At 57.7% G+C, this 24,157-nt stretch carries 26 protein-coding genes, 2 tRNA genes and 1 rRNA gene; 18 read left to right on the top strand and 11 right to left on the bottom strand.

What is annotated here, in order from left to right:
• Positions 1-87 (top strand): 5S ribosomal RNA (gene rrf, locus ABIB18_RS23265); the annotation flags it as partial.
• A gap of 87 nt (positions 88-174) precedes the next feature.
• A tRNA-Asp gene (locus tag ABIB18_RS23260) sits at positions 175-251 on the top strand.
• Positions 252-366: 115 nt separating this feature from the next.
• On the opposite strand, the gene yafC is transcribed toward ABIB18_RS23260, so the two are convergent.
• Positions 367-1,296: a DNA-binding transcriptional regulator YafC gene (gene yafC, locus ABIB18_RS23255; protein ID WP_069727887.1), complete on the bottom strand. Its 930-nt coding sequence runs from the start codon at positions 1,294-1,296 to the stop codon at positions 367-369.
• 266 nt (positions 1,297-1,562) lie between these two features.
• On the opposite strand from yafC, the gene ABIB18_RS23250 reads away from it, so the two are divergent.
• The gene (locus ABIB18_RS23250) at positions 1,563-2,354 is read left to right on the top strand and encodes an endonuclease/exonuclease/phosphatase family protein (protein ID WP_031377451.1); all 792 of its coding nucleotides are present in this window, start codon (positions 1,563-1,565) and stop codon (positions 2,352-2,354) included.
• 100 nt (positions 2,355-2,454) lie between these two features.
• Here ABIB18_RS23250 and mltD read toward each other — a convergent pair whose 3' ends face one another.
• Both mltD and gloB read right to left on the bottom strand, forming a co-directional pair.
• A complete protein-coding gene (gene mltD, locus ABIB18_RS23245) occupies positions 2,455-3,831 on the bottom strand; it encodes a murein transglycosylase D (RefSeq protein ID WP_159223847.1) in 1,377 nt (458 codons plus the stop codon).
• A gap of 71 nt (positions 3,832-3,902) precedes the next feature.
• The gene (gloB, locus tag ABIB18_RS23240) at positions 3,903-4,658 is read right to left on the bottom strand and encodes a hydroxyacylglutathione hydrolase (RefSeq protein ID WP_069728178.1); all 756 of its coding nucleotides are present in this window, start codon (positions 4,656-4,658) and stop codon (positions 3,903-3,905) included.
• Between the two features lie 42 nt (positions 4,659-4,700).
• Between gloB and ABIB18_RS23235 the strand changes: the two genes are divergently transcribed.
• Positions 4,701-5,438 carry a class I SAM-dependent methyltransferase gene (locus ABIB18_RS23235; RefSeq protein ID WP_031377454.1) on the top strand — a complete coding sequence of 246 codons (738 nt, stop codon included), beginning with the start codon at positions 4,701-4,703 and terminating at the stop codon, positions 5,436-5,438.
• Here the strand turns inward: ABIB18_RS23235 and rnhA are convergent.
• Positions 5,420-5,887 carry a ribonuclease HI gene (rnhA, locus tag ABIB18_RS23230; RefSeq protein ID WP_031377455.1) on the bottom strand — a complete coding sequence of 156 codons (468 nt, stop codon included), beginning with the start codon at positions 5,885-5,887 and terminating at the stop codon, positions 5,420-5,422. The two genes, ABIB18_RS23235 and rnhA, sit on opposite strands and share 19 nt — an antisense overlap.
• Before the next feature lie 51 nt (positions 5,888-5,938).
• On the opposite strand from rnhA, the gene dnaQ reads away from it, so the two are divergent.
• On the top strand, positions 5,939-6,670 hold the full coding sequence (dnaQ, locus tag ABIB18_RS23220; RefSeq protein ID WP_069727889.1) for a DNA polymerase III subunit epsilon: 732 nt from the start codon (positions 5,939-5,941) through the stop codon (positions 6,668-6,670).
• 134 nt (positions 6,671-6,804) lie between these two features.
• Positions 6,805-6,881 (top strand) — tRNA-Asp (locus ABIB18_RS23215).
• 72 nt (positions 6,882-6,953) lie between these two features.
• Here the strand turns inward: ABIB18_RS23215 and ABIB18_RS23210 are convergent.
• A complete protein-coding gene (locus ABIB18_RS23210; RefSeq protein ID WP_159223845.1) occupies positions 6,954-8,447 on the bottom strand; it encodes an NCS1 family nucleobase:cation symporter-1 in 1,494 nt (497 codons plus the stop codon).
• A 144-nt stretch (positions 8,448-8,591) separates the two neighbouring features.
• Here ABIB18_RS23210 and ABIB18_RS23205 point away from each other — a divergent pair, with 144 nt between their 5' ends.
• The 3 genes from ABIB18_RS23205 to puuE are packed head-to-tail and all read left to right on the top strand — an operon-like array spanning position 8,592 to position 11,039.
• A complete protein-coding gene (locus tag ABIB18_RS23205; RefSeq protein WP_354475940.1) occupies positions 8,592-9,314 on the top strand; it encodes a GntR family transcriptional regulator in 723 nt (240 codons plus the stop codon).
• Positions 9,311-10,042 carry an allantoin racemase gene (gene hpxA, locus ABIB18_RS23200; protein WP_069727892.1) on the top strand — a complete coding sequence of 244 codons (732 nt, stop codon included), beginning with the start codon at positions 9,311-9,313 and terminating at the stop codon, positions 10,040-10,042. Before ABIB18_RS23205 ends, hpxA begins: the two co-directional genes overlap by 4 nt.
• Before the next feature lie 34 nt (positions 10,043-10,076).
• Positions 10,077-11,039, top strand: coding sequence for an allantoinase PuuE (gene puuE, locus ABIB18_RS23195; protein ID WP_089562375.1), 963 nt, complete (start codon positions 10,077-10,079; stop codon positions 11,037-11,039).
• Between the two features lie 61 nt (positions 11,040-11,100).
• On the opposite strand, the gene hpxZ is transcribed toward puuE, so the two are convergent.
• The 4 genes from hpxZ to ABIB18_RS23175 are packed head-to-tail and all read right to left on the bottom strand — an operon-like array spanning position 11,101 to position 14,659.
• Positions 11,101-11,484: an oxalurate catabolism protein HpxZ gene (gene hpxZ, locus ABIB18_RS23190; protein ID WP_354475937.1), complete on the bottom strand. Its 384-nt coding sequence runs from the start codon at positions 11,482-11,484 to the stop codon at positions 11,101-11,103.
• The gene (locus ABIB18_RS23185) at positions 11,484-12,881 is read right to left on the bottom strand and encodes an AtzE family amidohydrolase (RefSeq protein ID WP_046288503.1); all 1,398 of its coding nucleotides are present in this window, start codon (positions 12,879-12,881) and stop codon (positions 11,484-11,486) included. Before ABIB18_RS23185 ends, hpxZ begins: the two co-directional genes overlap by 1 nt.
• Positions 12,878-13,060, bottom strand: coding sequence for an oxalurate catabolism protein HpxX (gene hpxX, locus ABIB18_RS23180; RefSeq protein ID WP_031374962.1), 183 nt, complete (start codon positions 13,058-13,060; stop codon positions 12,878-12,880). Before hpxX ends, ABIB18_RS23185 begins: the two co-directional genes overlap by 4 nt.
• A 12-nt stretch (positions 13,061-13,072) precedes the next feature.
• The gene (locus ABIB18_RS23175; RefSeq protein ID WP_354475935.1) at positions 13,073-14,659 is read right to left on the bottom strand and encodes a gamma-glutamyltransferase family protein; all 1,587 of its coding nucleotides are present in this window, start codon (positions 14,657-14,659) and stop codon (positions 13,073-13,075) included.
• A 143-nt stretch (positions 14,660-14,802) separates the two neighbouring features.
• Here ABIB18_RS23175 and hpxU point away from each other — a divergent pair, with 143 nt between their 5' ends.
• The 9 genes from hpxU (at position 14,803) to uraH (ending at position 22,000) form a co-directional block, all read left to right on the top strand.
• Positions 14,803-15,642, top strand: a complete 840-nt coding sequence (gene hpxU, locus ABIB18_RS23170) for a MurR/RpiR family transcriptional regulator HpxU (RefSeq protein ID WP_031374964.1) — start codon at positions 14,803-14,805, stop codon at positions 15,640-15,642.
• Positions 15,643-15,834: 192 nt separating this feature from the next.
• Complete coding sequence (locus ABIB18_RS23165) at positions 15,835-16,620, top strand: transporter substrate-binding domain-containing protein (protein WP_031374965.1); 786 nt, start codon at positions 15,835-15,837, stop codon at positions 16,618-16,620.
• 10 nt (positions 16,621-16,630) lie between these two features.
• A complete protein-coding gene (locus tag ABIB18_RS23160; RefSeq protein ID WP_031374966.1) occupies positions 16,631-17,296 on the top strand; it encodes an amino acid ABC transporter permease in 666 nt (221 codons plus the stop codon).
• Positions 17,296-17,952, top strand: coding sequence for an amino acid ABC transporter permease (locus ABIB18_RS23155; RefSeq protein WP_031374967.1), 657 nt, complete (start codon positions 17,296-17,298; stop codon positions 17,950-17,952). The genes ABIB18_RS23160 and ABIB18_RS23155 overlap by 1 nt, the downstream gene beginning before the upstream one ends.
• On the top strand, positions 17,933-18,664 hold the full coding sequence (locus tag ABIB18_RS23150) for an amino acid ABC transporter ATP-binding protein (RefSeq protein WP_031374968.1): 732 nt from the start codon (positions 17,933-17,935) through the stop codon (positions 18,662-18,664). The genes ABIB18_RS23155 and ABIB18_RS23150 overlap by 20 nt, the downstream gene beginning before the upstream one ends.
• A gap of 21 nt (positions 18,665-18,685) precedes the next feature.
• Complete coding sequence (locus tag ABIB18_RS23145; RefSeq protein ID WP_069727897.1) at positions 18,686-19,921, top strand: pyridoxal-phosphate-dependent aminotransferase family protein; 1,236 nt, start codon at positions 18,686-18,688, stop codon at positions 19,919-19,921.
• On the top strand, positions 19,918-21,171 hold the full coding sequence (gene hpxK / locus ABIB18_RS23140) for an allantoate amidohydrolase (protein ID WP_354475929.1): 1,254 nt from the start codon (positions 19,918-19,920) through the stop codon (positions 21,169-21,171). Before ABIB18_RS23145 ends, hpxK begins: the two co-directional genes overlap by 4 nt.
• Positions 21,172-21,173: 2 nt before the next feature.
• Positions 21,174-21,668, top strand: coding sequence for a 2-oxo-4-hydroxy-4-carboxy-5-ureidoimidazoline decarboxylase (gene uraD / locus ABIB18_RS23135; protein ID WP_031374971.1), 495 nt, complete (start codon positions 21,174-21,176; stop codon positions 21,666-21,668).
• Positions 21,665-22,000, top strand: a complete 336-nt coding sequence (gene uraH / locus ABIB18_RS23130) for a hydroxyisourate hydrolase (RefSeq protein ID WP_031374972.1) — start codon at positions 21,665-21,667, stop codon at positions 21,998-22,000. Before uraD ends, uraH begins: the two co-directional genes overlap by 4 nt.
• Before the next feature lie 28 nt (positions 22,001-22,028).
• Here the strand turns inward: uraH and ABIB18_RS23125 are convergent, their stop codons facing one another.
• Complete coding sequence (locus ABIB18_RS23125) at positions 22,029-22,796, bottom strand: amidohydrolase (protein ID WP_089562370.1); 768 nt, start codon at positions 22,794-22,796, stop codon at positions 22,029-22,031.
• Positions 22,784-23,944 (bottom strand): pyridoxal phosphate-dependent aminotransferase, encoded by a 1,161-nt coding sequence (locus ABIB18_RS23120; protein ID WP_279809590.1) that lies wholly within the window; start codon positions 23,942-23,944, stop codon positions 22,784-22,786. Before ABIB18_RS23120 ends, ABIB18_RS23125 begins: the two co-directional genes overlap by 13 nt.
• Between the last annotated feature and the right edge of the window lie 213 nt (positions 23,945-24,157).

Below are 24,157 nucleotides of genomic sequence, written 5' to 3'. Positions count from 1 at the left end.
TGACCCCATGCCGAACTCAGAAGTGAAACGCCGTAGCGCCGATGGTAGTGTGGGGTCTCCCCATGCGAGAGTAGGGAACTGCCAGGCATCAAATTCGTTCCTTTTCCCCTGACAAGGAAAATAACAGGAACAGACGGGTATCAGCCGGTTGCTGATAGCTGTGAAAGAATCGGTGGAGCGGTAGTTCAGTTGGTTAGAATACCTGCCTGTCACGCAGGGGGTCGCGGGTTCGAGCCCCGTCCGTTCCGCCACTTAATGGGTAAGCCCTGACTTAACGGTCAGGGCTTTTTCTATTGCATCGAATAAAAGCCGGCGTGTTTCCATAGCAGCGCGGCGGTAAGCCGCCAGCGCACAGAGCGGGATCTGTTAAGGTAACTCTGTCGTCGAACGATCCTCGATCTGCCAGGGTTGATCGGCAGTCCATTCACTGAGAAAATCGATAAAGGCACGTACCCGCTGGCTCAGGCCAATATCACTGTAATAGACTGCGTTAAAGGGCATCTCAACCGGCAAACGCTGTTCCGCCAGCACCTCTACCAGTTTCCCCTCGGCAATTTCACGATCGATCATATAGTCAGACAGGCAGGCAATACCGTTACCGGTCAGGCTCAGTTGTTTGATGGTTTCGCCGCTATTAGACGAAATTTCCCAGGTAATGTCATAAAGCTCACCATTCTCCTGGGCGACCGGCCAGCGGTTAAGACGTGACGGATCGACGAAGCCGAGACACTGATGCTGCGCCAGATCCGCCACCGTTTTCGGCGTCCCGTACTCTGCCAGATAGGCTGGCGACGCAACCAGCTTGCGGAAACTGTTAAACAATAGCCGTGCGCGCAACGTCGAGTCTGTCAGGTTGCCTGCACGTATCGCTACGTCGACTTTACGCTCAATAAGATTGATAAAACTCTCCGACGAGATCAAAGAGAGCGTGATTTCAGGATAACGATCCCGGAACGGTTTGATCATCGGCATCAGTAAATGCAGGATCACCGGCGTGGCGGCATCAACCCGTAGCAACCCCTTCGGGGCCTGCAGGCTTTCGATCAACTCGCTTTCAGCGGTCGTCATCTCCTGCAGGAAGCGTTGTACGTGGCGGAAATAGCGCTCGCCCTCCTGGGTTAGCGCCAGCTGACGGGTGGTGCGGGTCAGCAGCGCGACGCCCAGCTTGCCCTCCAGCTTTTTAATCGTCCGGCTGACGGCAGAGTTCGCCATCCGCATCTGTTCAGCAGCGCGACTGAAGCTTCCACTTTCTACTACACTGACAAACACTTTGAGCTCGTCGGAAGACGCCTTCATTACTCCTCTCCGTATTGTGACCTTACCCGGAATGCGGTACCCGGCTGATATACTGTGCCAGGGGCAATTTTTATCATCATTATAGGGGAGATCAGCCTCTGGCTGATCTATGCGATGCCTGTTTCAGCAGAGCAGATAAAGCAGCAGATTTATCGCTGAAAAGTGGGCTGGATTCCGACATTGATCTGCATCCATTGAAACCCCGGACTAAAATCCCTATAACAGATCAGTGTTATCTGTTTTTGAACCATCAGTCAGGCGGGAAAGTGCGCAAAAAAACTTATGCAATGCGATATGTTGCGGGACAACCAGCGGAACAGATTTTTCCGCCGGGCGCGATGCTACATCTCGGTCAGGGACTGCCGCCCGGCGTGCCATTGCCCGCTCATCCTAACCTGAAAGTTCTGGTATGGAATATTTTTAAGCAGCAACGTGCCGACTGGATGTCAGTGCTGGAAGGTTTCGGTAAAGATGCGCACCTGGTGCTGTTGCAGGAGGCGCAGACCACACCGGAGCTGGTTGAGTTCGCCACCAGTAATTATCTGGCCGCCGATCAGGTGCCTGCCTTTGTGCTGCCTCAGCATCCCTCAGGCGTGATGACGCTGGCTTCGGCTCACCCAGTATACTGTTGTCCGTTGCGCGAGCGTGAGCCGCTTCTCAGGCTGGCAAAATCGGCTCTGGTTACCGCATACCCGTTACCGACCGGTGAGATGCTGATGGTAGTCAACATCCATGCGGTGAACTTCAGTTTAGGCATAGACGTTTACAGCAAGCAGCTGGGACCGATTGGCGAACAGATCATGCACCATCGCGGACCAGTGATCATGGCGGGGGATTTTAATGCCTGGAGCCGCCAGCGTATTAATGCGCTCTATCGCTTTGCACAGCGGATGAAACTGGAGGAGGTGATGTTTACCGCCGATCATCGCCGCAAAGCGTTTGGCCGCCCGCTGGACTTCGTCTTTTATCGCGATCTGGCTGTCAGTGAAGCCTCGGTGCTGGTCACACGCGCGTCTGACCATAATCCGTTACTGGTGGAGTTTAATCCAGGAGGTTAATGGGTATGGGTGGACGTTAAACCGGCGGGCGGTAAAAGGGCAGGGCGAAGGCGGGAGAGATCAAAGAAAAAGGCTGACAATTGTCAGCCTTTTCAACGTATCAGGTATCAGGATTCGCGTTATTATTCACGAACAGCGTTAAATTATCGCCGGGCTGAATATCTTTCGCATTGTCCAGTACACTGTTCCAGCGCATCACGTCTTTAATATTGACGCCGTGATGCCGTGCAATACTGGCAAGAGAATCACCCTTACGAACACGATAGGTGATGCTGTTGCCGTTATCAGCCAGTCGGGTGCCGTTCGAACCGATAGTCAATGTCTGACCCGGTCTGATATCCGCACCACGCAGGTTGTTTTCCTGCTTCAGTGTACTCACGCTAACGCCAAGTTTAGAGGCAATCCCTGACAGGGTATCACCCCGTCGCACTTTGTAACCGCCACTGGCGCTGGCTTTCGCGAGCTGGGTCGGTTGCACCGCTGCGATATCACCGGAAGCCAGTGAGTTACGCAACTTAGCGACGTTGGACTTCGGCACCATAATGTAGTGCGGTCCGTTTGGCGCTGTCGCACCGCCTTTGTAGCCGGTATTGAAGCTCTTCAACTTAGTGAGCGACATACCCGCCATTTCTGCGGCTTGCGTCAGTTTTATCTGCTGACCCACTTCCACGCGTGCCAGAGCACGGCTTTCGTTAGGCGTCGGCAGTTTGATACCGTAACGCTTGTTATTTTTGAGCAGTTCACTCAGGGCTAACATTTTCGGCACATACACCGTGGTTTCGCGTGGCAGCGATAAGTGCCAGAAGTCAGTCGGCTTACCGCGCGCCTTATTCTGCTTAATCGCTTTGAGCACCCGTCCTTCACCACTGTTATAGGCGGCAATGGTCAGTAACCAGTCACCGTCGAACATGGTGTTGAGACGCTGCATCATATCCAGCGCAACTTTGGTGGATGCAACGACATCACGTCGCCCATCGTAATATTGGTTCTGTTTCAAACCATAGTTACGACCCGTTGCCGCAACAATCTGCCAGATACCAGCGGCATTGGCAGATGAGGTTGCGCGGGGGTCAAAAGCGCTCTCCACTATGGGTAGCAGTACCAGTTCCATCGGCATTTTACGTTTCTGTATCTGCTCGACTATCCAGTACATGTACGGCTCTGCCCGTAATGTTACATCGTGGAGATAGCTCTTATTTTTTAAAAATTTACTTTTTTGTTCGCGGATTCGCGGGTTTTCCGGAATCCCCATCTTCAACTCGTCACTAATGAAACTCCAGAGATCTGCGTCTGCTGCGAGGCCAGTTCCATCTTCCTGCCAACGCGGCGACAAAAACTCGTCTCCGTACTTTCCATTTTCACCTTGACCAGCTGAAGACAGACTCTGGGCATGCTGTTCGGGGATATTGGCGTCATTCCTTGATGCCTGACATCCCACCAGCAAGACCGAGGCGAGTAATATCGCTTTAGCCTTCATGTGTGTGTCAATAGTTCGCTTAAAAGACGAGCAACTATACGTGACGCGTTTTCACAACACAACCCGAAAAATCAAAAAGCGTCTTTCTTCTCGCGTAGAACGGCAAATGTTTGCCATACCGGTCCTGTAGCTGAATTAACACTTAAAGCCCTTTGCAAATCAGCATCTTGGGTACGGAGAAATAAATTTATTGTCCGTTCGTGCGCCAGTTTTGTTGGCAAACTAATGCCATTTTCGGCACGTAAGTCCTTAATTTTCTGATATTCGGCCGTTATTTGCGGGTCATGAGGCAGAATAGCCGCAGCAAACTTCAAATTGGATAAAGTATACTCATGCGCGCAACAGACCAGTGTTTCGCCGGGTAGCTGATTAAGCTTTTGAAAGGAATCATACATTTGTTCCGCAGTCCCCTCAAAAAGGCGTCCGCAACCGCCTGAAAAAAGCGTATCGCCACAAAAAAGATAAGGCGAACTGTAATATGAGATATGTCCTAAAGTGTGTCCGGGTGTCGCGATCACCTCGAAGGTCAAACCCATCACCTCGACCCGATCACCTTCATGTACCAGGGTCTTCGCCCCTTTACTGGCGGTTTCCTGTGGACCGAAAACCTCAAGCTGCGGGAACTGCTCGCACAGTGCTTTTACCCCACCGGTGTGATCGTTATGGTGATGGGTTAGCAGGATAGCGACCGGTTGCCAGCCGTTGGCTGCCACTTTTTCTAATACCGGTTGCGCTTCACCCGGATCGACAATCAGGCATTTCCCTTCATCATCTGTCAGTGTCCAGATGTAGTTATCCTGCAACGCAGGAATACTGGTAAGATTCATCATCACCTCTCGCAGGCCGTAGGAAAAGGAAGATGGTAAAGCATGAAGCCCGCTAAAACACGCCAGATTCTGAATGCGCCGCTCTCATGGCGCGATATGCCATGGGGAGACTATTTTCGTGACGCGCTGACGCAGCAGCTGCAGCCTTACCTTGGAAAGCTTTATGGCTTTCATATGCTTAAGCTTGGCAACCTGAGCGCAGAAATCAACACTGAAAACTGTGCTATTTCACATCAGGTCAATGTCGGCAGTGAAGGCGAGCTGTTACAGGTACTGGCAAATCCGATGCAGCTGCCGTTTGAATCGAAATCGATTGATGCCTGTTTACTGGCGCATACCCTGGCGTGGAGCCAGGACCCGCATCGGGTATTACGCGAAGTCGATCGGGTCTTAATTGACGATGGCTGGATGATCATCAGTGGCTTTAATCCTTTCAGCCTGCTCGGCGTCAGTAAAATCGTGCCGGGTTTACCGCGTAAGGCACCGTGGAGCGGCAGGATGTTCAGCCAGATGCGATTACTCGACTGGCTGGGGCTGCTCAATTATGAAGTGGTCTTTCGTACCCGCTTTCAGGTGCTGCCGTGGCATCGGCAGGGTGGAAAAGTGATCAGCGCCCACCTGCCGGCGCTGGGCTGTCTGAATATTGTGGTGGCGCGCAAGCGGACCTTCCCGCTGATTCCGACCCGGGCGAAGAAAAGCCTGAGCACCAGTAAGATTCGTCAGACGGTCAACGCCACGCGCCAGTTCCGGCAGAAAGAGGATCAGGATTCAGTTTTATAACCGATGTCATCAAAGGCAGGATTCTCAGCAGCGCTGCGCGCCAGTTCATCACAGCGCTCATTTTCCGGATGTCCGGCGTGGCCTTTTACCCATTCCCACTGAATCTGGTGGGTACTGAGCGCAAGATCGAGACGCTGCCAGAGATCGACATTCTTCACCGGTTTTTTATCGGCCGTTTTCCAGCCGCGTTTCTTCCAGTTGTGGATCCAGCTGGTAATCCCCTGACGGACATACTGACTGTCGGTGCTGAGCACCACATCGCACGGCTGTTTCAGCGCTTCAAGCGAGACAATCGCCGCCATCAGCTCCATCCGGTTATTGGTGGTGAGGTGATAGCCGGCGCTGAAGGTTTTCTCATGCTGGCCGTAACGTAAAATGGCGCCGTAACCGCCGGGGCCGGGATTTCCAAGACAGGATCCATCGGTGAATATTTCTACCTGTTTGCGCATCTCTGGTAGACTTCCTCTCAAAAACGCTAAGTCTGACATAAAACGGGTCTTATGAGCACTGCAAATAACCGCCAGATCGTACTCGATACTGAAACCACCGGCATGAACATGATCGGGGTACATTATGAGGGTCACCGCATCATTGAGATTGGTGCGGTCGAAGTGATTAACCGTCGCCTGACCGGTAACAATTTTCATATGTATCTGAAGCCCGATCGGCTGGTGGATCCGGAAGCGTTTGGCGTGCACGGCATTGCAGACGAGTTCCTCGCTGACAAGCCCACATTCAGTGAGATTGCCGATGAGTTTCTCGACTATATTCGCGGCGCTGAGCTGGTAATCCATAACGCGCCGTTTGATATCGGCTTTATGGACTACGAATTTGCCAAACTGCAGCGCGGTATCGAAAAAACGGAAACCTTCTGCAAGATTACCGACAGTCTGGCACTGGCGCGCCGGATGTTCCCCGGCAAGCGCAACAGCCTTGATGCGCTCTGCTCACGCTATGAGATCGACAACAGCAAACGAACCCTGCACGGCGCACTGCTCGATGCCGAGATCCTCGCTGACGTATTTCTGACCATGACCGGCGGTCAGACCTCACTCTCATTTTTATCGGAGAGTGAAAGCGCCCGTCAGGCGCAGGGGGAGAGCATTCAGCGCATTGTGCGTCCGGCATCCGCTTTACGGGTGGTGACCGCCAGCGATGAGGAGATCGTCGCGCATGAATCGCGTCTCGATCTGGTGATGAAGAAGGGCGGCAGCTGCCTGTGGCGCGGCTGAAGTCAGTGATTTTGCGGGAAAAATCAACGCGAAGGTGAAAAAACCAGCAAACGGTTTTTTCCTCCGGAAAAAGCGTTGACGTGGTGGGAGCCTGCCATTAATATTCGCCTCGTTCTCGACGGGGAACAAAGCGCGGAGCGGTAGTTCAGTTGGTTAGAATACCTGCCTGTCACGCAGGGGGTCGCGGGTTCGAGCCCCGTCCGTTCCGCCAATCTCTTTAAAGAAGCCGATTCAGTAATGAATCGGCTTTTTGCTGTCTGCGTGTTACCCACTGCTGGTGTGTTTAATCCTTTTGCACCGCGACGTTACTGCGCCAGCTGCTCACCTCTTCGGTTTCACGATCCTCGCGGGCGATAAAGCGATAACAGCCTGCCGCCAGACCTGCACCGATAAACCAGCTAAAGTTCGCTACCTCATGCAGTGACGGAATAAAGCTGATGACCAGACAGATTGCGACCGAAGGCAGCAGTGCGCCAATCGCTTTCGGATTAAAGCCGCCGCGATACCAGTAACGGCCCGCCGGGGTGTCATTGAACAGATCGTTCACATCAATACGGCCACGCTTAATCAGATAAAAATCCGTCAGCAGAATGCCGAACAGCGGTCCGATAAAGGAACCCAGCACGTCGAGGGTATAGTGAATCAGCTCCGGTGACTGGAACAGGTTCCACGGCGTTAACAGCACCGAACCCACGGCGGCAATCATTCCGCCCGTCCGGAAGCTGATTTTCTGCGGCGAGCAGTTAGAGAAGTCGAACGCCGGTGAGACAAAGTTGGCCACGATGTTGATGCCGATGGTGGCGATAATCATGGTCAGCAGGCCAATTGCCACCGCGAGGTCATTACCGACCCGGCTCACGGTTTCGATTGGGTCGGTGATCATTTTACCGAACAGCGACTGGGTGCCAGAGACAATCACCACCGTCACAATCGAAAACAGCAGAAAGTTGAACGGCAGGCCCCAGCGGTTACCGCGACGGATCTCCGCCATGCTTTTGCCGTAACGTGAGAAATCACCAAAGTTCAGCAGCGGGCCGGAGAAGTAGGAAACCACTAACGCGGTAGCGGTAATCATCTGCCACGTCTGCTCACCGGCTGACAGCGACTTGCTGGCGAGAGTGAAAGAGATACCATCAAAACCGGTCTTGTATACAATCCAGCCGGCCAGCGCCACCATCACCACATAAACTGCCGGCCCGGCGACATCAATAAAGCGCTTGATGGCGCTCATGCCGTGCCAGAACACCATCGCCTGCAGCAGCCACATGGTACCAAAGCAGCACCAGCCCAGCAGCGACAGACCCAGCCAGCTGGTTTCGGTCATCGACGACAGTGACGGCGCAAACTTCAGCAGGACCAGCATCAGCGCGTTGGCGGCCAGATAGGTCTGAATGCCGTACCACGCAAAGGCGATCAGTCCGCGAATCACCGCCGGTATGTTAGCGCCAAACACCCCAAATGCCTGACGGCAGATCACCGCGTAAGGCACGCCCGCCATCTGGCTCGGTTTCGCCACCAGGTTGGCGCAGATCTGCACGATACAGATGCCCACCAGCAGACACAGCAGCACCTGCCAGCTGGCTAACCCCAGCGTAAAGAAGCTGGCGGCCACCACATACCCGCCCATGCTGTGCACATCCGACATCCAGAATGAAAAAATGTTGTACCACGACCAGTTCTGGTCGCGGGTCGGCGCCAGGTCGTCGTTACACAGCCGTGGGCTGTAGCTGGCGTTGGCTTCAGAGGCCGTGCTGGCCACCGTTGAATGATTTGGCATGAAACCTGCTCCTCTACCCGAGAGTGGAATGAATAATTGCGTGAAAGCGTATTGCAGGATTCAGGCCAGATTTGTTTTCTTGTATACAAAAATTATTGTTCATGTATACGATATGCTGCGCACAGTCACCTACCGGAGCGGGTAATGAAGAGTGAAACAGGCCAGCGAAAGGCCGCCGAACTGCATGATAAAGATGAGGCTATCTACCAGGCGTTGATGAACGCGATTGTTGAACATCAGCTGCCACCCGGCAGTAAATTACCGGAAGAGGCCCTCTCTGCGGTGTTTGGTGTCAGTCGCACCGGGATCCGTAAAGTGCTGCAACGCCTCGCGGCAGTGCAAATGGTGACTCTGACGCCCAAACGCGGTGCACAGGTTGCCACCCCGGGCGTTGACGAAGCGCGCGATATCTTTCGTACCCGCAGTTTAATGGAGTGCGCCAACCTGCCCGCGGTGCTGGCGCATCTGCAGGCACCGCATCTGGCGGCGCTGGCGCAGTTAATCGCGCAGGAGAATCAGGCTCATGCCGACCAGGATGGCCCGGCCGCGATTCGGCTGTCGGCCGCGTTTCATATTCAGCTGCAGGCTATCTCCGGCAATCAGGTGCTGACCGAGCTGGTAACCCGCCTGACGCAGCGCTCATCGCTGGTGATTGCCGCCTATGGCGCGCCCTGGCAGCACGGCTGTCGCTGTGACGATCACACTACGCTGCTCAGCCTGCTGCGCGATCGCGCCCTGGCACCGCTGACGCAGGCGCTGCAGCAGCACTTCGAACACATTGTCTCCAGCCTGCACTTTGAACGCAGCGGTGAAACCCTGCCCGATTTCGCCCGGCTGTTTGGCACGGATAAAGGAAATGCATCATGAGCCTGATTCAGGTCATCAACCCGAATACCAGCCTGGCAATGACCGAAACCATCGGCCAGGCAGCCCGCGCCGTGGCGGCTCCGGATACCGAAATTCTGGCCGTCTGCCCGACGCACGGCGTGCCGTCGATTGAGGGTCATTTCGACGAAGCGATAGCCGCTATCGGTGTGCTGGAGCAGATCAAGCTGGGTAAAGCGCAGGGCGTCAGCGGCCATGTGATTGCCTGCTTTGGCGATCCGGGTCTGCTGGCGGCGCGGGAGCTGGCCAGCGGTCCGGTGGTGGGAATCGCGGAAGCGGCGATGCACACCGCGACGCTGCTGGCGACGCGTTTCTCGATTGTTACCACGCTGCCGCGCACGTTGGTGATTGCACGCCATCTGCTGCAGCAGTATGGCTTCAGCCATCACTGTGCAGCGCTGCACGCCATCGATCTGCCGGTACTGGCACTGGAAGATGGCAGCGGACTGGCGCAGGAGAAAGTGCGTCAGCGCTGCATCCAGGCGAAGCGTGAAGATGGCAGCGGGGCGATTGTGCTGGGCTGCGGTGGTATGGCGACACTGGCCGCTTCCCTGACGCAGGAACTCGGCCTGCCGGTGATTGATGGCGTCGGTGCAGCGGTCAAAATGGTCGAGTCGCTGGTGGCGCTTGGCTTTGGCACCAGCAAATATGGCGATCTGGCCTGGCCTTTGCAGAAACCTCTCTCAGGTGCGTTTCAGCATCTAAACTAACGGAACTCTCCCGATTGATGACAGGAAGCGAGTAATGACTGACGCTGCAGAGAAGAAAGAGTACAGCTTTAACAAAAACTATCCGCGCGATTTAATCGGTTATGGCGCCAATCCGCCGCACGCCGCCTGGCCCAACAACGCCCGCGTGGCGGTGCAGTTTGTCCTTAATTACGAAGAAGGAGCGGAAAATAGCGTGCTGCACGGCGACGCCGGCTCGGAGCAGTTTCTCTCCGACATCATTGGCGCGGCCAGTTATCCGGATCGCCATATGTCGATGGAGTCGCTGTATGAGTACGGCTCACGCGCCGGCTTCTGGCGCATCCATAATGAATTCCAGAAACGCGGTCTGCCGCTCACCGTGTTTGGCGTAGCCATGGCGCTGGCACGTCATCCGGAGATTGTTGAGGCGATTAAACAGGCGGACTACGATGTGGTGAGCCACGGCTGGCGCTGGATCCACTATCAGGGAATGGACGCCAAAACCGAACGCCAGCATATGCAGCAGGCGGTGGATGTGCTGATCGACCTGTTTGGCAAAGCGCCCACCGGCTGGTACACCGGCCGTGACAGCCCGAACACCCGCCGTCTGGTGGTGGAGCAGGGCGGTTTCAGCTACGACAGCGATTATTATGGCGACGATCTGCCGTTCTGGACCCAGGTCACCTGTCAGGATGGCACGGTCAAACCGCACCTGATCATTCCTTACACCCTGGAGTGCAACGACATGCGTTTTGCCTCGCCACAGGGCTTCAATACTGCCGAACAGTTCTTCACCTATCTGCGCGATACCTTTGATGTGCTGTATGAAGAAGGCGAAACGGCGCCGAAGATGATGTCGGTCGGCATGCATTGCCGCCTGCTGGGGCGTCCCGGAAAATTCCGTGCGTTGCAGAACTTCCTCGATCATATCCAGCAGCATGATGACGTCTGGATTTGCAGCCGTCAGCAGATTGCCGAGCACTGGATCAAAACGCATCCGGCACCGGACGCACCCTGAGGTCAGCGCAAGGCGTTTCATTCAGCCACCGGGCCGGACGAAACGCCTGCTGTTCAGGCGCTTAACTCATCAGGCTCACCTGGGCCGCAACGATGCACCAGCCGTGCGGCAACCGCACCCAGGTTTGCTGTTGCCGGCCGATTTTATCGCTGCCGGCGCGGGTGAATTCGGTGCTGCACACCGCAAGGTCTTCGCCAAAAGTGGTGATCACGGTGTTGCGCAGCGTTCGCTCCAGCCCGGCAGAAGGGCGGGCAGCACGGAATGCGCGTATCTCATCAATGCCGTATAAATTCTCACCGGCACCCAGCCGAACGGTGTGGGCATCATGCCAGAACAGCGCATCCAGCTCGGCAATATCGTTGCTGACCAGCGCCTGCTCGTAGCGGTAAAACTGTGCCGTCACTTCACTGACTATCTGCGGTAAATTGATCTGTTGAATGTCCATTAGGCTCCTGCCATGTTGATTTGTGCCAGTGTGATACCTTGTTGTTCCAGTGCCCACGCGGCACGCAACACGGCCGCTTCATTAAAGGGACGGGCGATTAACTGCAGGCCAATTGGTAAACCACTGCGGGTCGCCAGCGGCACGGTGCAGACCGGCAATCCCAGGAAAGAGATCGGCTGCGTCAGCATACCCATGCTGGCTTTAGCGGGCAGTTCCTCTCCATTAATCGTGATAGTTTGCTGACCAATGGTAATCGCGCTGCACGGCGTAGCCGGTGCAATCAGCAGGTCAAACTGGCTGAACAGCGGCAGCACCTGCTGCTGGAAATGGCGACGGAAACGCTGCGCCTGCAGATACCAGGCGGCGGGCATCATCGCACCCGCCAGTAAACGCTCGCGGGAGTTGGGTTCAAACTGCTCTGGCACCTGACGTAACGCAGGCAGATAATGGTTACCCCCTTCCGCCGCCGTCATGATAAAGGCAGCAGAGCGCGCCAGCTCGGCTTCTGGCATCACCACCTGCTGCTGCGCGTCGAGCGCGGCGGCGACAACCGCAACCGCAGCCCGTGCCTCTTCGTCACACCAGTCATTAAAAAAACCGCCCAGCACGCCGCAGCGTAACCCTTCCACACCGCGGGACAAGGTCGGCAGCGTCGCAGCCGCGGGTCGGCTGGCCTGAAACGCATCGCTGCTGTCTGCGCCCTGTAGCTGATCATAGACCAGCGCCAGATCGTCGACCCGGCGGGCGAAGGGGCCAATGTGGTCGAGGCTGGCGACAAACGGATGGCTGCCGCTACGCGACAGGCGGCCAAAGGTCGGCTTCAGGCCAAACGTACCGCACAGCGAGGCGGGGACCCGAATCGAGCCGTTGGTGTCCGTGCCAAGTGAAAAATGAACCAGACCGGCCGCCACCGCCGCGGCTGAGCCGCCCGAGGAGCCACCCGCCACGCGGCTCAGGTCGCGCGGATTATGGGTCGCGCCGTAGTGGCTGTTTTCGGTGGTAAAGCCGTAGGCGTAGGCATCCATATTCAGCATGCCCGACAGCATCGCGCCCGCCTGCCGCAGCCGGTCAATGGCAAACGCATCCGCACGCGCGGCGGGCCGTTGACTGAACAGGCTGGCTCCGGCCAGCGTACTGTAGCCGGCAACGTCAAACAGGTTTTTTACCGCGTAGGGGATACCCGCCAGCGGCGGCAGATCTTCACCGCGCTGGCGCTTGGTATCGATACTCTCTGCCTCTTTCAGCATCCGCTGCCCGGTGACCTCAGTCCATGCATTGAGCTGCGGATTGTGCTGCTCAATCGCCTGCAGTGTGTTTTCAGCCACCTCTCTGGCGCTGATCTCGCCGTTGTGGATCGCCAGACGCAGCGTCTGAATCGAAACGTCGCTCAGTTTCATGCCTGATACACTCCCGCGACTTCCAGTCGATCGTCCAGCGGAAAGGCCATCAGCGGCGCGGCCATCTGCGCGATACGCGTCAGTTGGATTAACAGCTCTGCGCGCCGGGCTTCGTCCAGCTCCAGTTGTAGCATCTGCTCCATGTGAGCAAGATAGGGGGTCCAGTCAGCTTGATTCATGGTTGGCTCCTGTTAAAAACCGGCGGCGCTGCCGTTGCTGCGCGGATCGCTGGCACCTTCAAACATGCCATCGCTGTGGCGCACGATAGCGCCCGCATGGCCGACAAATTCACTGAAGGCCGGCAGCAGCTCGACCTGATGTCCCCACTGCCGCAGCAGCTCCACCGTTTCCGGTGCGAGACGGCTCTCCAGTTTGAGTGAGTCGGAAGACTGACCCCAGGTGCGGCCCAGCAGCCAGCGCGGTGCGCTGACCGCCTGTTGCAGCGGCAGGCCCTGAATCACATGGCGGGTGAAGATCGCCGCCTGGGTTTGCGGCTGGCCATCGCCGCCCATCGATCCATAGACCAGGGTACGGCCATCTTTCAGGCGCGCGGCAGCGGGATTAAGGGTATGAAACGGCTGCTTGCCGGGGGCCAGCGCCAGCAGGTGATCGGGATCGAGACTGAATGCCGCGCCGCGATTCTGCCAGGTAATGCCGGTGCCCGGCAGCACCACGCCGCTGCCAAATTCGTGATAAATACTCTGGATAAACGATACGGCCAGGCCGCTGCTGTCCATCACGCCCATCCAGACGGTGTCGCCCGGACCCCGCCCGTTACCCCAGGGTGCCGCCTGGCGATCGTCGATCTGACTGGCAAGCGTGGCGAGATGATCGCTGTCGAGCAGCGCCTGTAAATCTTCGGTAACGTGGCGCGGATCGGTAATGTGTTTATCACGCAGCGCGAAGGCTTTTTTGGTGGCTTCCACGATGCGGTGTACGGTCTGCGCTTCACTGGCGTCAGCCATATCCAGCGCATCGGTAATGCCAAGGATCGCCAGCGACACCATGCCCTGAGTCGGCGGCGTCATATTCCAGATATCGCCTTCGCTGTGTGAAAGATGCAGCGGAGTACAGCGGCGGGCGCGCTGCTGTTGCAGATCCTCCAGGGTGATCGGCATGCCCAGCGCTGACATCTCACTGGCCAGATGGCGCGCCAGCGGGCCGCGATAAAAACTGTCGAGCCCCTGCTCCGTCAGCTGGCACAGCGTTTGCGCCAGCGCCGGCTGGGTAAAGCGGCTGCCCGGCTGCGGCACATCGCCATCAGGCATAAAGGTGGCGGCAAAGCCGGGCTGATGCTGTAACTCGTTGCGGAAGGTCGCCGTGGCGGCCGCCTGTGAAGCGGTCACCGGAATGCCATCGGCCGCATAGCGAATGGCATCGCGCAGCAGACGTGCCAGCGGCAGTGGGGCAGCTCCCAGCTCCGCGCCCAGCTGCAATGCTTCATGCCAGCCGCTGACCGTGCCGGCGACGGTTAATGCCGCTTTCGGGCCGCGGTGTGGAATCTGTTGATGATCGCCGTAGAAATCGAAGTGAGCCAGCGATCCGGCTGCACCGCTGGCATCAATCGCGACAGGATCGCCGCCTGGCGGCATAATCAGCCAGAAGCCATCGCCACCGAGGCCATTCATGTGTGGATAGACCACGGCGATAGTTGATGCCGCCGCCACCATCGCTTCAATGGCGTTGCCGCCGTCACGCAGCACCGCCAGCGCACTTTCGCTGGCCAGATGGTGTGGCGTCACCGCCATCCCCTGTGGGGCCATATTGCTTTGAATCATGCTTTTCTCGTTCTGTTATCGGGTGACAGAACGGTATACAAAGCAAGAGCTGTTCCAGTTTTCATTCCGGCCGCGGTTGCAGCCGCGTTAACCTGGCGCAAATTATGCTAGCTTCAGCTGAAACAAAAGTTACAGGACCTGTTATGCAACAGCTTGATGAACGACTCAGAAGCCACTATTCCCAGCTCTCACCGCAAGAGCAACGGATTGCCGACTTTGTTTTTGACCATTTTGACGATCTGATCAGCTACAACAGCGCCGAGCTGGCGCGGCTTAGCGGCGTTTCGAAAGCCACTGTCAGCCGGTTGTTTAAACGTCTGGGCTATGAGAAGTACAAAGAGATGCGTGATGAGTTGCGCACCCTGCGTCAGAGCGGCATGCCGCTAACTGATAACCGCGATGCGGTGCAGGGCAACACCTTACTGTCACGGCACTATAAGCAGGAAATGGCTAACCTGACGCAGTGGGTGAATAGTCTGGATGCACAGCATTTCGGTGAGGTGATCCAGCAGCTGGCGCAGGCAAAACGTGTCTTTATTATCGGCATGCGTAACGCCTATCCGGTGGCGCTGCACCTGCGTCAGCAGCTGATGCAGGCGCGGCCGCAGGTGCATATTCTGCCGCAGCCGGGCCAGACGCTGGCCGAAGAGCTGGTGGATATCACGCCGGATGACATGGTAGTGGTGATGGCGTTCCGCCGGCGCACCCGGATGATTCGCCCGCTGATGCAACAGCTACAAACCGCCGGCATCCCGCTGCTGGCGCTGTGTGAGCCGCAGGCGCAAACGGTGATTGCGCTGGCACGCTGGCAGCTCTGCGCGCCGCTCGACAGCGTCTCGGCTTTTGACAGCTACGCTTCGGCAATGAGCCTGATCAACCTGATCGCCAACGCACTGCTGCATGAAATGCTGGCGCAGGGCCGTCAGCGTATTCATCAGATCGCCGATCTTTACCAGCAGTTTGACGAGCTGGAGCACCGCTAACAGGCACCGTTTTGGTGCCTTGCCCCATTTTAGTACAGCCTTTTCCGACAGCATTTCGCGGCTTATCAGGCCGCTTCTCTCCCAACCTCATTGCCATCTAATCCTTTTTCCCCCGCTGCGCTGATTGGCACATTAGTTGCAGAATGCATGCTTAAGAATCTTTTGTTTCACACAATCTCACCGGGGTGCATAATGAAAAAAGTTTTGATGGCGGTTGCGGCAGCAGCATTACTGATGGCACAGGCGGGCAGCGCGCTGGCCGATCAGCTGCAGGATATCCAGCAGCGTGGCGTGATCCGGGTGGCGGTGCCGCAGGATTTCCCGCCGTTTGGTTCAGTCGGCACCGATCTGCAACCCCAGGGTTACGACATCGACATGGCGAAGTACCTGGCGAAGCAGATGAAACTTAAGTTACAGCTGGTGCCGGTCAGCAGCGCCAACCGGGTGCCTTATCTGCAAACTGACAAAGTCGATCTGGTGATCTCCAGCATGGGCAAAAACGCGGAGCGTGAAAAAGTGATCGATTTCACCCGCGCCTATGCGCCGTTCTTCCTCGGTGTCTTTGGGCCGAAAGGCGAAGAGATCAAATCGGCGGCGGCACTGAGCGGCAAGTCGATTGGCGTAACCCGTGGCGCAGTGGAGGACATGGTGCTGAGTGAGGTCGCGCCGAAGGACGCTCAGGTGAAACGTTACGAAGATAACAACACCACGCTGTCAGCTTACCTTTCCGGTCAGGTGCAGTATGTCGCGACCGGCAACCTGGTGGTGGCAGCAATCGCCCGTCAGAACCCGGCCAAAGCACCGGTTGCCCAGTTTATGCTGAAAGATTCGCCCTGCTTCATTGGCCTGAAGAAAGACCAGCCGGCACTGAAAGAGAAGATCAATGGGCTGATTGAGCAGGGCATCAAAGATGGCACCCTGAACAACCTGTCAGAACAGTGGCTGAAAGCCCCGCTGCCCGCCAGCCTCGGCGCCTGAGGAACGGATAATGATCGGGCAACTTAACTTTCCCGCCCTGTGGCCCTACTGGCCGGAGCTGCTCTCCGGCCTGTGGGTCACCATCCAGTTAACGCTGCTGGCCACCGTCGGCGGCGTCAGCCTCGGCATCGTCGGCGCCGCGCTGCGCAGCGGTAAACCGGGCTGGATGAGCCGTCTGTGGGGCGTCTACGTCGAGCTGATCCGCAATACGCCGTTCGTGGTGCAACTGTTCTTTATCGTGTTTGGCCTGCCTAATCTGGGGCTAAAGCTCACCGCCGGTGAAGCAGCGCTGCTGGCGATGCTGATCAACCTTGGTGCCTACAGCACTGAGATCATCCGCGCCGGTATTCAGGTGACGCCAAAAGGACAGTGGGAAGCGGGCCGGGTGCTGGGCCTGACCCGTAGCCAGACGTTTCTGCGGGTGGTGCTGCCGCCCGCGCTGCAGCGCATTTATCCGGCGCTGGTGAGTCAGTGCATTATCGTGATGCTCGGCTCGTCGGTGGTGTCGCAGGTCTCCTACGAGGAGCTGACTTTCGCCGCTAACCTGATTCAGTCGCGCACCTTTTTAAGCTTTGAGGTCTATCTGGTGACCACGTTGATCTACCTGGCGTTGTCGATTGCGATGCGTCAGTTGCTGCTGGCGATTGGCCGTAAATGGTTTGGAGTGCAGGCATGATGACAACCTTCACTGACTGGGACATCGTGCGCAACCTGCTGCTGGCGGCGCGCTGGACCCTGCTGCTCTCTCTGGTGGCGTTTGTCGGCGGCACGCTGGTGACGCTGCCGTTGCTGTTTATGCGGCTATTGCAACGTAAATGGCTGACGCGCTGGGTACGCGGCTATACCGCGCTGTTCCAGGGTACGCCGCTGCTGATGCAGCTGTTTCTGGCCTTCTTTGGCGTCGGGCTGTTCGGGATTGACGTCGCGCCCTGGACGGCGGCCTCGCTGGCGCTGACTTTTTACACCAGTGCCTTTCTGGTCGATATCTGGTACGGCAGTATTCGCGCGTTGCCGAAAGGCCAATGGGAAGCGTCACGCTGTCTCGGCCTGAGTTTCGGCCAGACCCTGGCGCGGGTGGTTGCGCCGCAGGCGATCCGCATCGCCATCGCCCCGACGGTCGGCTTTGCGGTACAGGTGATCAAAGGCACTGCGCTGGCGTCGATTATCGGTTTTATTGAGCTGACCAAAGCCGGCACCATTCTGAACAACGTGACCTATCAGCCGTTCAAAGTCTTTGGGCTGGTGGCGCTCGGTTACTTCCTGATGTGTTATCCGCTGTCTCGCTACAGCCAGTATCTGGAGAAAAAATTCAATGCCGCTCATCACCATTAATCAGGTGCAAAAATATTACGGCGACAACCATGTGTTGAAAGGCGTGGATCTGGATATCGACATGGGTGAGGTGATCTCGATTATCGGTCGCAGTGGCTCGGGTAAAAGCACGCTGTTGCGCTGCATCAACGGGCTGGAAGGCTATCAGGAAGGCAGCATCAAGCTTGGCGGCATGACCATCACCGACCGCGATTCGCAGGCCCGCGAGATCAGCCGTTCAATCGGCATGGTGTTTCAGAGCTTCAACCTGTTCCCGCACATGACCGCGCTGGAAAATGTCATGCTGGCACCACGTCGGGTATTGAAAAAGGGTGAGGCGGAGTGCCGGGCGCTGGCGACGCAGATGCTGGAGAAGGTCGGGCTGGGTGAGCGCCTCAATTACTATCCAGCCAGCCTCTCCGGCGGTCAGCAGCAGCGGGTGGCAATCGCCCGTGCGCTGGCGATGACGCCGAAAGTTTTACTTTGTGACGAAATCACCTCGGCGCTCGATCCTGAGCTGGTCGGCGAAGTGCTCAAAGTACTGGAGCAGCTGGCGGCAGAAGGAATGACGCTGATCCTCGTCACCCATGAAATGAACTTCGCCCGCGACGTGGGCGATCGCGTGGTCTTTATGCATCAGGGGCGCGTCTGGGAGCAGGGCGACAGCAAAACGTTATTTGCGCAGCCGCAATCGCCTGAACTGAAACAGTTTATCTCCTCGGTCCGCCTGTAAGTCTTCAACAAGGAATTCATCATGGATATCACTCGCTACCCGCAACTCAATCCACCGCAACGTCTGCTGATGGGACCTGGGCCGATCAACGCCGATCCCCGCGTCCTGCGTGCCATGTCAAGCCAGTTGCTTGGCCAGTACGATCCCGCCATGACCCATTACATGAACGAGGTAATGGCGCTCTATCGCGGCGTATTCCGTACCGAAAACCGCTGGACCCTGCTGATTGATGGCACCTCGCGCGCCGGGATTGAAGCGATCCTGCTCTCCGCCATCCGGCCCGGCGACAAAGTACTGGTGCCGGTGTTTGGCCGCTTTGGGCACCTGTTGTGTGAAATCGCCCGTCGCTGCCGCGCAGAGGTTCACACTATTGAGGTGCCGTGGGGCGAGGTCTTTACTCCCGATCAGATCGAAGATGCGATCAAAAAAGTGCGGCCACGGCTGCTGCTGACGGTACAGGGCGACACCTCCACCACCATGCTGCAACCGCTGGCGCAGCTGGGGGCAATCTGCAAACAGTATGGCGTGCTGTTCTACACCGATGCCACCGCGTCGCTGGCCGGTAATGCGCTGGAAACCGATGCCTGGGGTCTGGATGCGGTCTCTGCCGGGATGCAGAAGTGCCTCGGCGGTCCGTCCGGTACCTCGCCGATCACCCTGAGCGAACAGATGGAAGCGGTGATCCGCAAGCGTAAGTGCGTCGAACAGGGGATCCGAACCGCCGCGCATCAGGATGGGGAAGAGGAGATGATCTACTCCAACTATTTTGATCTCGGCATGATCATGGATTACTGGGGGCCGGAGCGTCTGAATCACCACACTGAAGCGACCAGCGCACTGTTTGGCGCCCGCGAATGCGCCCGTCTGATCCTGCAGGAAGGTCTGGATAACGGCATTGCGCGCCACAAACTGCACGGCGAAGCGCTGCTGAAAGGCATTCAGGGTATGGGACTGGAGACCTTTGGCGACCTGCAACACAAAATGAATAACGTGCTGGGCGTGGTGATCCCTACGGGCATCAATGGCGATCAGGTGCGGCAACTGATGCTGAATGATTTCGGCATTGAAATTGGCACCTCGTTTGGTCCGCTGCACGGCAAGGTGTGGCGCATCGGCACCATGGGCTTCAATGCCCGCAAGGATTGTGTCATGCAGACGCTGGCGGCGCTGGAAACGGTGCTGACCTATCTGGGCTATCGCACGCCGCAGGGCGCTGCTGCGCAGGCGGCCTGGGACTACTACGGGAGCCAGGCATGATGATGAACGCCAGCGAAGCCCACGCCGCCGCGCAGCGCGTCATGGCGCGCTGTGATGCGCTGGCAGCGATCAGCGAAACGGCGCAGGGACTGACGCGCGTCTACCTGTCGCCGGAGCACCTGCGCGCCAACGCCTGCGTCGGAGAGTGGATGCAGGCCGCCGGAATGCAGGTGTGGCAGGATGCGGTCGGCAACATTTGTGGCCGCTACGAAGCAGCCGAACCAGGGGCTCCCGCCTTACTGCTCGGTTCGCATCTCGACACGGTACGTAACGCCGGTCGCTATGACGGCATGCTGGGCGTGCTGAGCGCCATCGAAACCGTACAGTGGCTGCATCAGCACCAGCAGCGTTTGCCGCTGGCAATTGAGGTGATCGGTTTCGGCGACGAAGAGGGGACCCGTTTTGGCATTACGCTGCTCGGCAGCCGCGGCATTACCGGTAGCTGGCCGCAGAGCTGGGTAAGCCATCCTGACGGCAACGGCATTACCGTGGCGCAGGCGATGGCAGATGTCGGGCTCGACAGCAGCCAAATCGCCACCGCCGCGCGCCGGGTAGAAGATATTGTCGGTTACCTTGAGTTGCACATTGAGCAGGGGCCGTGTCTTGAACAGGCAGATCTGCCCCTGGGCGTGGTGACGGCGATCAACGGTGCACGCCGGCTGAACTGCCGCTTCATCGGCGAAGCCGGGCATGCCGGTACGGTACCGATGACCCACCGTAAAGATGCGCTGGCTGCCGCTGCCGAATGGATGGTGTTTATCGAGCAGACCACCCGCGAGCAGGATCCCCAGCTGGTGGCGACGGTCGGCACTCTGACTTGTGCGCCCGGCGCGGTAAATGTGATCCCTGGCGAGGTTGCGCTGTCGCTGGATGTACGCGGCCCGCTGGACAATCCGCTGGAGGCGCTGCTCTCCAGCCTGTTAACCCAGGCGGAGGCGATCGCGCTGCGTCGCGGATTGCGCTTTGAGGCGAACGAATATTACCGCATCGGGGCCACCGCCTGTGACTCCGCGCTGCAACAGGCGTTGAGTCATGCTGTGGAAACGGTGCAAGGGCGCAGCCTGTCGCTGCCGAGCGGCGCTGGCCATGATGCGATTGCGATTGCCGAACGCTGGCCGGTCGGCATGCTATTTGTGCGTAATCATCGCGGTATCAGCCACCATCCGGCGGAGTCGGTGGCGGTGAATGATGTTGCCCCGGCACTGCAGGCCTACCTGCAGGCGGTTTGTCTGATTGCTGAACGGAGCTGAGCATGCAATTAACCACCTTTAATCAGTTGCCGGAAGAGCAGGCACTGGCGGCGATTGCCCACTGTGTGGCGATCCCGCACTGGCAGCAGGCGCTGGTGGCGGCGCGTCCCTATGCATCGTTGGCGGCACTGCTCGCCACCGGCGATGCACTGGCGCGACAGTGGCAGGGCGATGCTTTACAGGCGGCGCTGGCTGCCCATCCACGTATCGGCGAACGGGCCAGCGGAAGCGACAAACAGGCGACGCTGTCGCGCGGCGAACAGTCTGCTATGCAGCAGGCCGATCGGTCGCTACAACAGGCGATGCAACAGGGCAATCAGACTTATGAGGCGCGCTTTGGCCGGGTATTTTTAATCCGAGCCAAAGGACGCAGCGCAGAGCAGATGCTGGCGGAATTGCAGCGTCGGCTCCAGAATGATCAGCAGGCTGAGCAGCAGGAAGCGCTGGATCAGCTGCGTGAAATTACCCTGTTACGGCTGGAGGAGAGCATAGAATGAGTACTGTCACGACCCATATTCTTGATACGGCAATAGGCAAACCGGCCAGCGGCGTGGCGATTTCGCTGGAGCAGAACAGCCCGGAAGGGTGGTTCCCGCTGTCTCAGGGCGAAACCGACAGCGATGGCCGACTGAAAACCCTGACCCCGGAGCCGCTGACGCCGGGTCACTACCGCTTAACTGCGGAGATTGGCGACTATTTTGCCGCCGCCGGTCGGGATGCGCTTTATGTCAGCGCCCAGATCGATTTTGTCATTGCCGAAGCGGGCAGCCATTTTCATCTGCCGTTCCTGATCTCGCCGTGGTCGTGGTCAACCTATCGCGGCAGCTGATTGCTGTCGGCCAGGCTTGCGCGACAGACTACAGCGTAAACCGATCCGCATCCTGCCAGGCCGGGAAGCGTTCACGATAAGCATTGAGCGCCTCCAGCGACAGCGCAGCATCCAGCCGGGCGCGCTGGAACGGCTCGGCCGCCTGCAGGATCTCACCCTGCGGCGAAATAATCTGGCTGTCGCCACGGTACTGATGCTGGTTGCCATCACTGCCGACCCGGTTACAGCCCGCCACGTAAGCCTGATTCTCAATCGCGCGCGCTAACAGCAGCGCCTGCCAGTGCAACGCACGCGGCGCAGGCCAGTTGGCGACGTACAGCGCCAGATCGTAATCATTGCGGTTACGTGAAAAAACCGGGAAACGCAGGTCATAACAGATTTGCGGCAGAATGCGCCAGCCGCGCCATTCAACTATCTGACGCTGCTCGCCGGGCAAATAGTGATGATGCTCATCCGCCATACGAAACAGATGCCGCTTGTCGTACTGATGCAGCGTTCCGTCCGGCTCGACCAGTAAAAAGCGGTTTACCGCGCCGTTTTCGGTCTGGATCGCCGCACTGCCGCCGATCAGGGCGTCAGTCTGCCGGGCATGATGTTGCAGCCATTCCACCACCTGCGTCTGAGGCAACGAGCTTTTTGCCGCCTCCATCGCAAAGCCGGTGGTAAACATTTCCGGCAGCAGAATTAAATCGCGTCCGGTAATGCCAGCCAGTTGCTGATCGAAATGGCGCAGATTCGCCTCGCCATCCATCCAGCTCAGGGTCTCCTGCAATACGGTGAGGTTTAAAGCTGACATAAGCGCTCCGCGGCGGCATCTAACGTCGCTTGCTGTTTAGCAAAACAGAGGCGAATCAGTTTATGAGGGAAGGGATCGGCGCAGAACACCGACAGCGGTATCGCCGCCACGCCTGCTTCTTTGGTCAGCCACTGGCAGAAACTGACATCGTCCAGATCGGAGATTGCGCTGTAGTCCACCAGTAAAAAATAGGTGCCTTCGCACGGCAGAACCCTGAAGCGGCTATGCTGCAAGGCCGCAATCAGCTGGTCGCGACGCGCCTGATAAAACGCCGGCAGCTCGCGATAATGTTCCGGCTGGTGACGCAGCATATCGGCAATCGCCAGCTGCGCCGGGGTATTGACCGAAAAGGTCAGATACTGATGTACCTTGCGTACTTCAGCGCTGATCGCCGCCGGTGCAATGCAGTAACCCACTTTCCAGCCGGTCATGTGGAAGGTTTTGCCAAACGAAGAGACGGCAATAGCGCGCTGACGCAGTTCCGGATGAGCCAGTACGCTGGCATGACCTGCCGGATCAAAGCAGATGTGTTCATACACTTCGTCGCTCAGCACATACACCGGCAGCCCGGCAATCGCCTGCCACAGCGCGGCATAATCCTCGCGCCGCCAGACGGTAGCCGACGGATTGTGCGGCGTATTCAGGATCACCAGCCGGGTTTTCTCACTCAGCAGCGCACCAAAGGCCGACCAGTCAACGCGAAAGGTCGGTGGTTGCAGGGCGATGCGCTTCAGCACCCCACCCGAAAGTTCAACCGCTGGCGCATAGCTGTCGTAGCTGGGATCAAAACAGATCACCTCATCGCCCGGCCTGACCAGCGCGGTAATTGCCGCGTACAGTGCCTCAGTCGCCCCGGCAGTAACCGTAATCTCGCGCTCGACGTCCGGACGATAGTCATAAAGCTCAGCGGTTTTCTCCGCAATCGCCTCGCGTAACGGCAAAGCGCCGGTCATCGGGGCATACTGATTCGCACCCTGACTAACGTGATACGCCAGCCGCTGCTGCAAATAGTCTGGCCCGTTAAAATCGGGAAAGCCCTGAGAAAGGTTAATAGCGTTGTGCTGCTGTGCCAGCGCACTCATCTGGCTAAAAATGGTCGTCCCAAGCGCCGGAAGTTTGCTGTCAGGAATCAGGTTGTGCTGCGTCATGGTTTTCTGGCCTTAAGCGCGAATGTCGATGCGGAGTCACCCGGTGTTTGTGCCACTATAAACAGGATGGTAGTATTTGGCAATCGAGACGCTTAGACGGCTAAATGCGTCATGCTCCGCACCTCAGCGGCGTTGGCTGCGTTTGCTTACCCCGGTCACTTACTCTTGTAAGCTCATGGGGATGCGCGCACTTGCCGCCTTGCTGAGATGCGG

Origin of the sequence: Pantoea sp. UYEF8 (genome assembly GCF_040546285.1) — a bacterium.
Lineage (GTDB): Bacteria > Pseudomonadota > Gammaproteobacteria > Enterobacterales > Enterobacteriaceae > Pantoea > Pantoea brenneri.
The sequence above is the reverse complement of the archived record's forward strand: the minus strand, read 5'-3'. Positions and strand labels throughout refer to the sequence as shown.

Excerpts from the sequence above, each read along its gene's own strand:
- yafC (WP_069727887.1), bottom strand. The coding sequence starts at position 1,296 with ATGAAGGCGTCTTCCGACGAGCTCAAAGTGTTTGTCAGTGTAGTAGAA.
- mltD (WP_159223847.1), bottom strand. The coding sequence starts at position 3,831 with ATGAAGGCTAAAGCGATATTACTCGCCTCGGTCTTGCTGGTGGGATGT.
- gloB (WP_069728178.1), bottom strand. The coding sequence starts at position 4,658 with ATGAATCTTACCAGTATTCCTGCGTTGCAGGATAACTACATCTGGACA.
- ABIB18_RS23235 (WP_031377454.1), top strand. The coding sequence starts at position 4,701 with ATGAAGCCCGCTAAAACACGCCAGATTCTGAATGCGCCGCTCTCATGG.
- rnhA (WP_031377455.1), bottom strand. The coding sequence starts at position 5,887 with ATGCGCAAACAGGTAGAAATATTCACCGATGGATCCTGTCTTGGAAAT.
- dnaQ (WP_069727889.1), top strand. The coding sequence starts at position 5,939 with ATGAGCACTGCAAATAACCGCCAGATCGTACTCGATACTGAAACCACC.
- ABIB18_RS23210 (WP_159223845.1), bottom strand. The coding sequence starts at position 8,447 with ATGCCAAATCATTCAACGGTGGCCAGCACGGCCTCTGAAGCCAACGCC.
- ABIB18_RS23205 (WP_354475940.1), top strand. The coding sequence starts at position 8,592 with ATGAAGAGTGAAACAGGCCAGCGAAAGGCCGCCGAACTGCATGATAAA.
- hpxA (WP_069727892.1), top strand. The coding sequence starts at position 9,311 with ATGAGCCTGATTCAGGTCATCAACCCGAATACCAGCCTGGCAATGACC.
- puuE (WP_089562375.1), top strand. The coding sequence starts at position 10,077 with ATGACTGACGCTGCAGAGAAGAAAGAGTACAGCTTTAACAAAAACTAT.
- hpxZ (WP_354475937.1), bottom strand. The coding sequence starts at position 11,484 with ATGGACATTCAACAGATCAATTTACCGCAGATAGTCAGTGAAGTGACG.
- ABIB18_RS23185 (WP_046288503.1), bottom strand. The coding sequence starts at position 12,881 with ATGAAACTGAGCGACGTTTCGATTCAGACGCTGCGTCTGGCGATCCAC.
- hpxX (WP_031374962.1), bottom strand. The coding sequence starts at position 13,060 with ATGAATCAAGCTGACTGGACCCCCTATCTTGCTCACATGGAGCAGATG.
- ABIB18_RS23175 (WP_354475935.1), bottom strand. The coding sequence starts at position 14,659 with ATGATTCAAAGCAATATGGCCCCACAGGGGATGGCGGTGACGCCACAC.
- hpxU (WP_031374964.1), top strand. The coding sequence starts at position 14,803 with ATGCAACAGCTTGATGAACGACTCAGAAGCCACTATTCCCAGCTCTCA.
- ABIB18_RS23165 (WP_031374965.1), top strand. The coding sequence starts at position 15,835 with ATGAAAAAAGTTTTGATGGCGGTTGCGGCAGCAGCATTACTGATGGCA.
- ABIB18_RS23160 (WP_031374966.1), top strand. The coding sequence starts at position 16,631 with ATGATCGGGCAACTTAACTTTCCCGCCCTGTGGCCCTACTGGCCGGAG.
- ABIB18_RS23155 (WP_031374967.1), top strand. The coding sequence starts at position 17,296 with ATGACAACCTTCACTGACTGGGACATCGTGCGCAACCTGCTGCTGGCG.
- ABIB18_RS23150 (WP_031374968.1), top strand. The coding sequence starts at position 17,933 with ATGCCGCTCATCACCATTAATCAGGTGCAAAAATATTACGGCGACAAC.
- ABIB18_RS23145 (WP_069727897.1), top strand. The coding sequence starts at position 18,686 with ATGGATATCACTCGCTACCCGCAACTCAATCCACCGCAACGTCTGCTG.
- hpxK (WP_354475929.1), top strand. The coding sequence starts at position 19,918 with ATGATGATGAACGCCAGCGAAGCCCACGCCGCCGCGCAGCGCGTCATG.
- uraD (WP_031374971.1), top strand. The coding sequence starts at position 21,174 with ATGCAATTAACCACCTTTAATCAGTTGCCGGAAGAGCAGGCACTGGCG.
- uraH (WP_031374972.1), top strand. The coding sequence starts at position 21,665 with ATGAGTACTGTCACGACCCATATTCTTGATACGGCAATAGGCAAACCG.
- ABIB18_RS23125 (WP_089562370.1), bottom strand. The coding sequence starts at position 22,796 with ATGTCAGCTTTAAACCTCACCGTATTGCAGGAGACCCTGAGCTGGATG.
- ABIB18_RS23120 (WP_279809590.1), bottom strand. The coding sequence starts at position 23,944 with ATGACGCAGCACAACCTGATTCCTGACAGCAAACTTCCGGCGCTTGGG.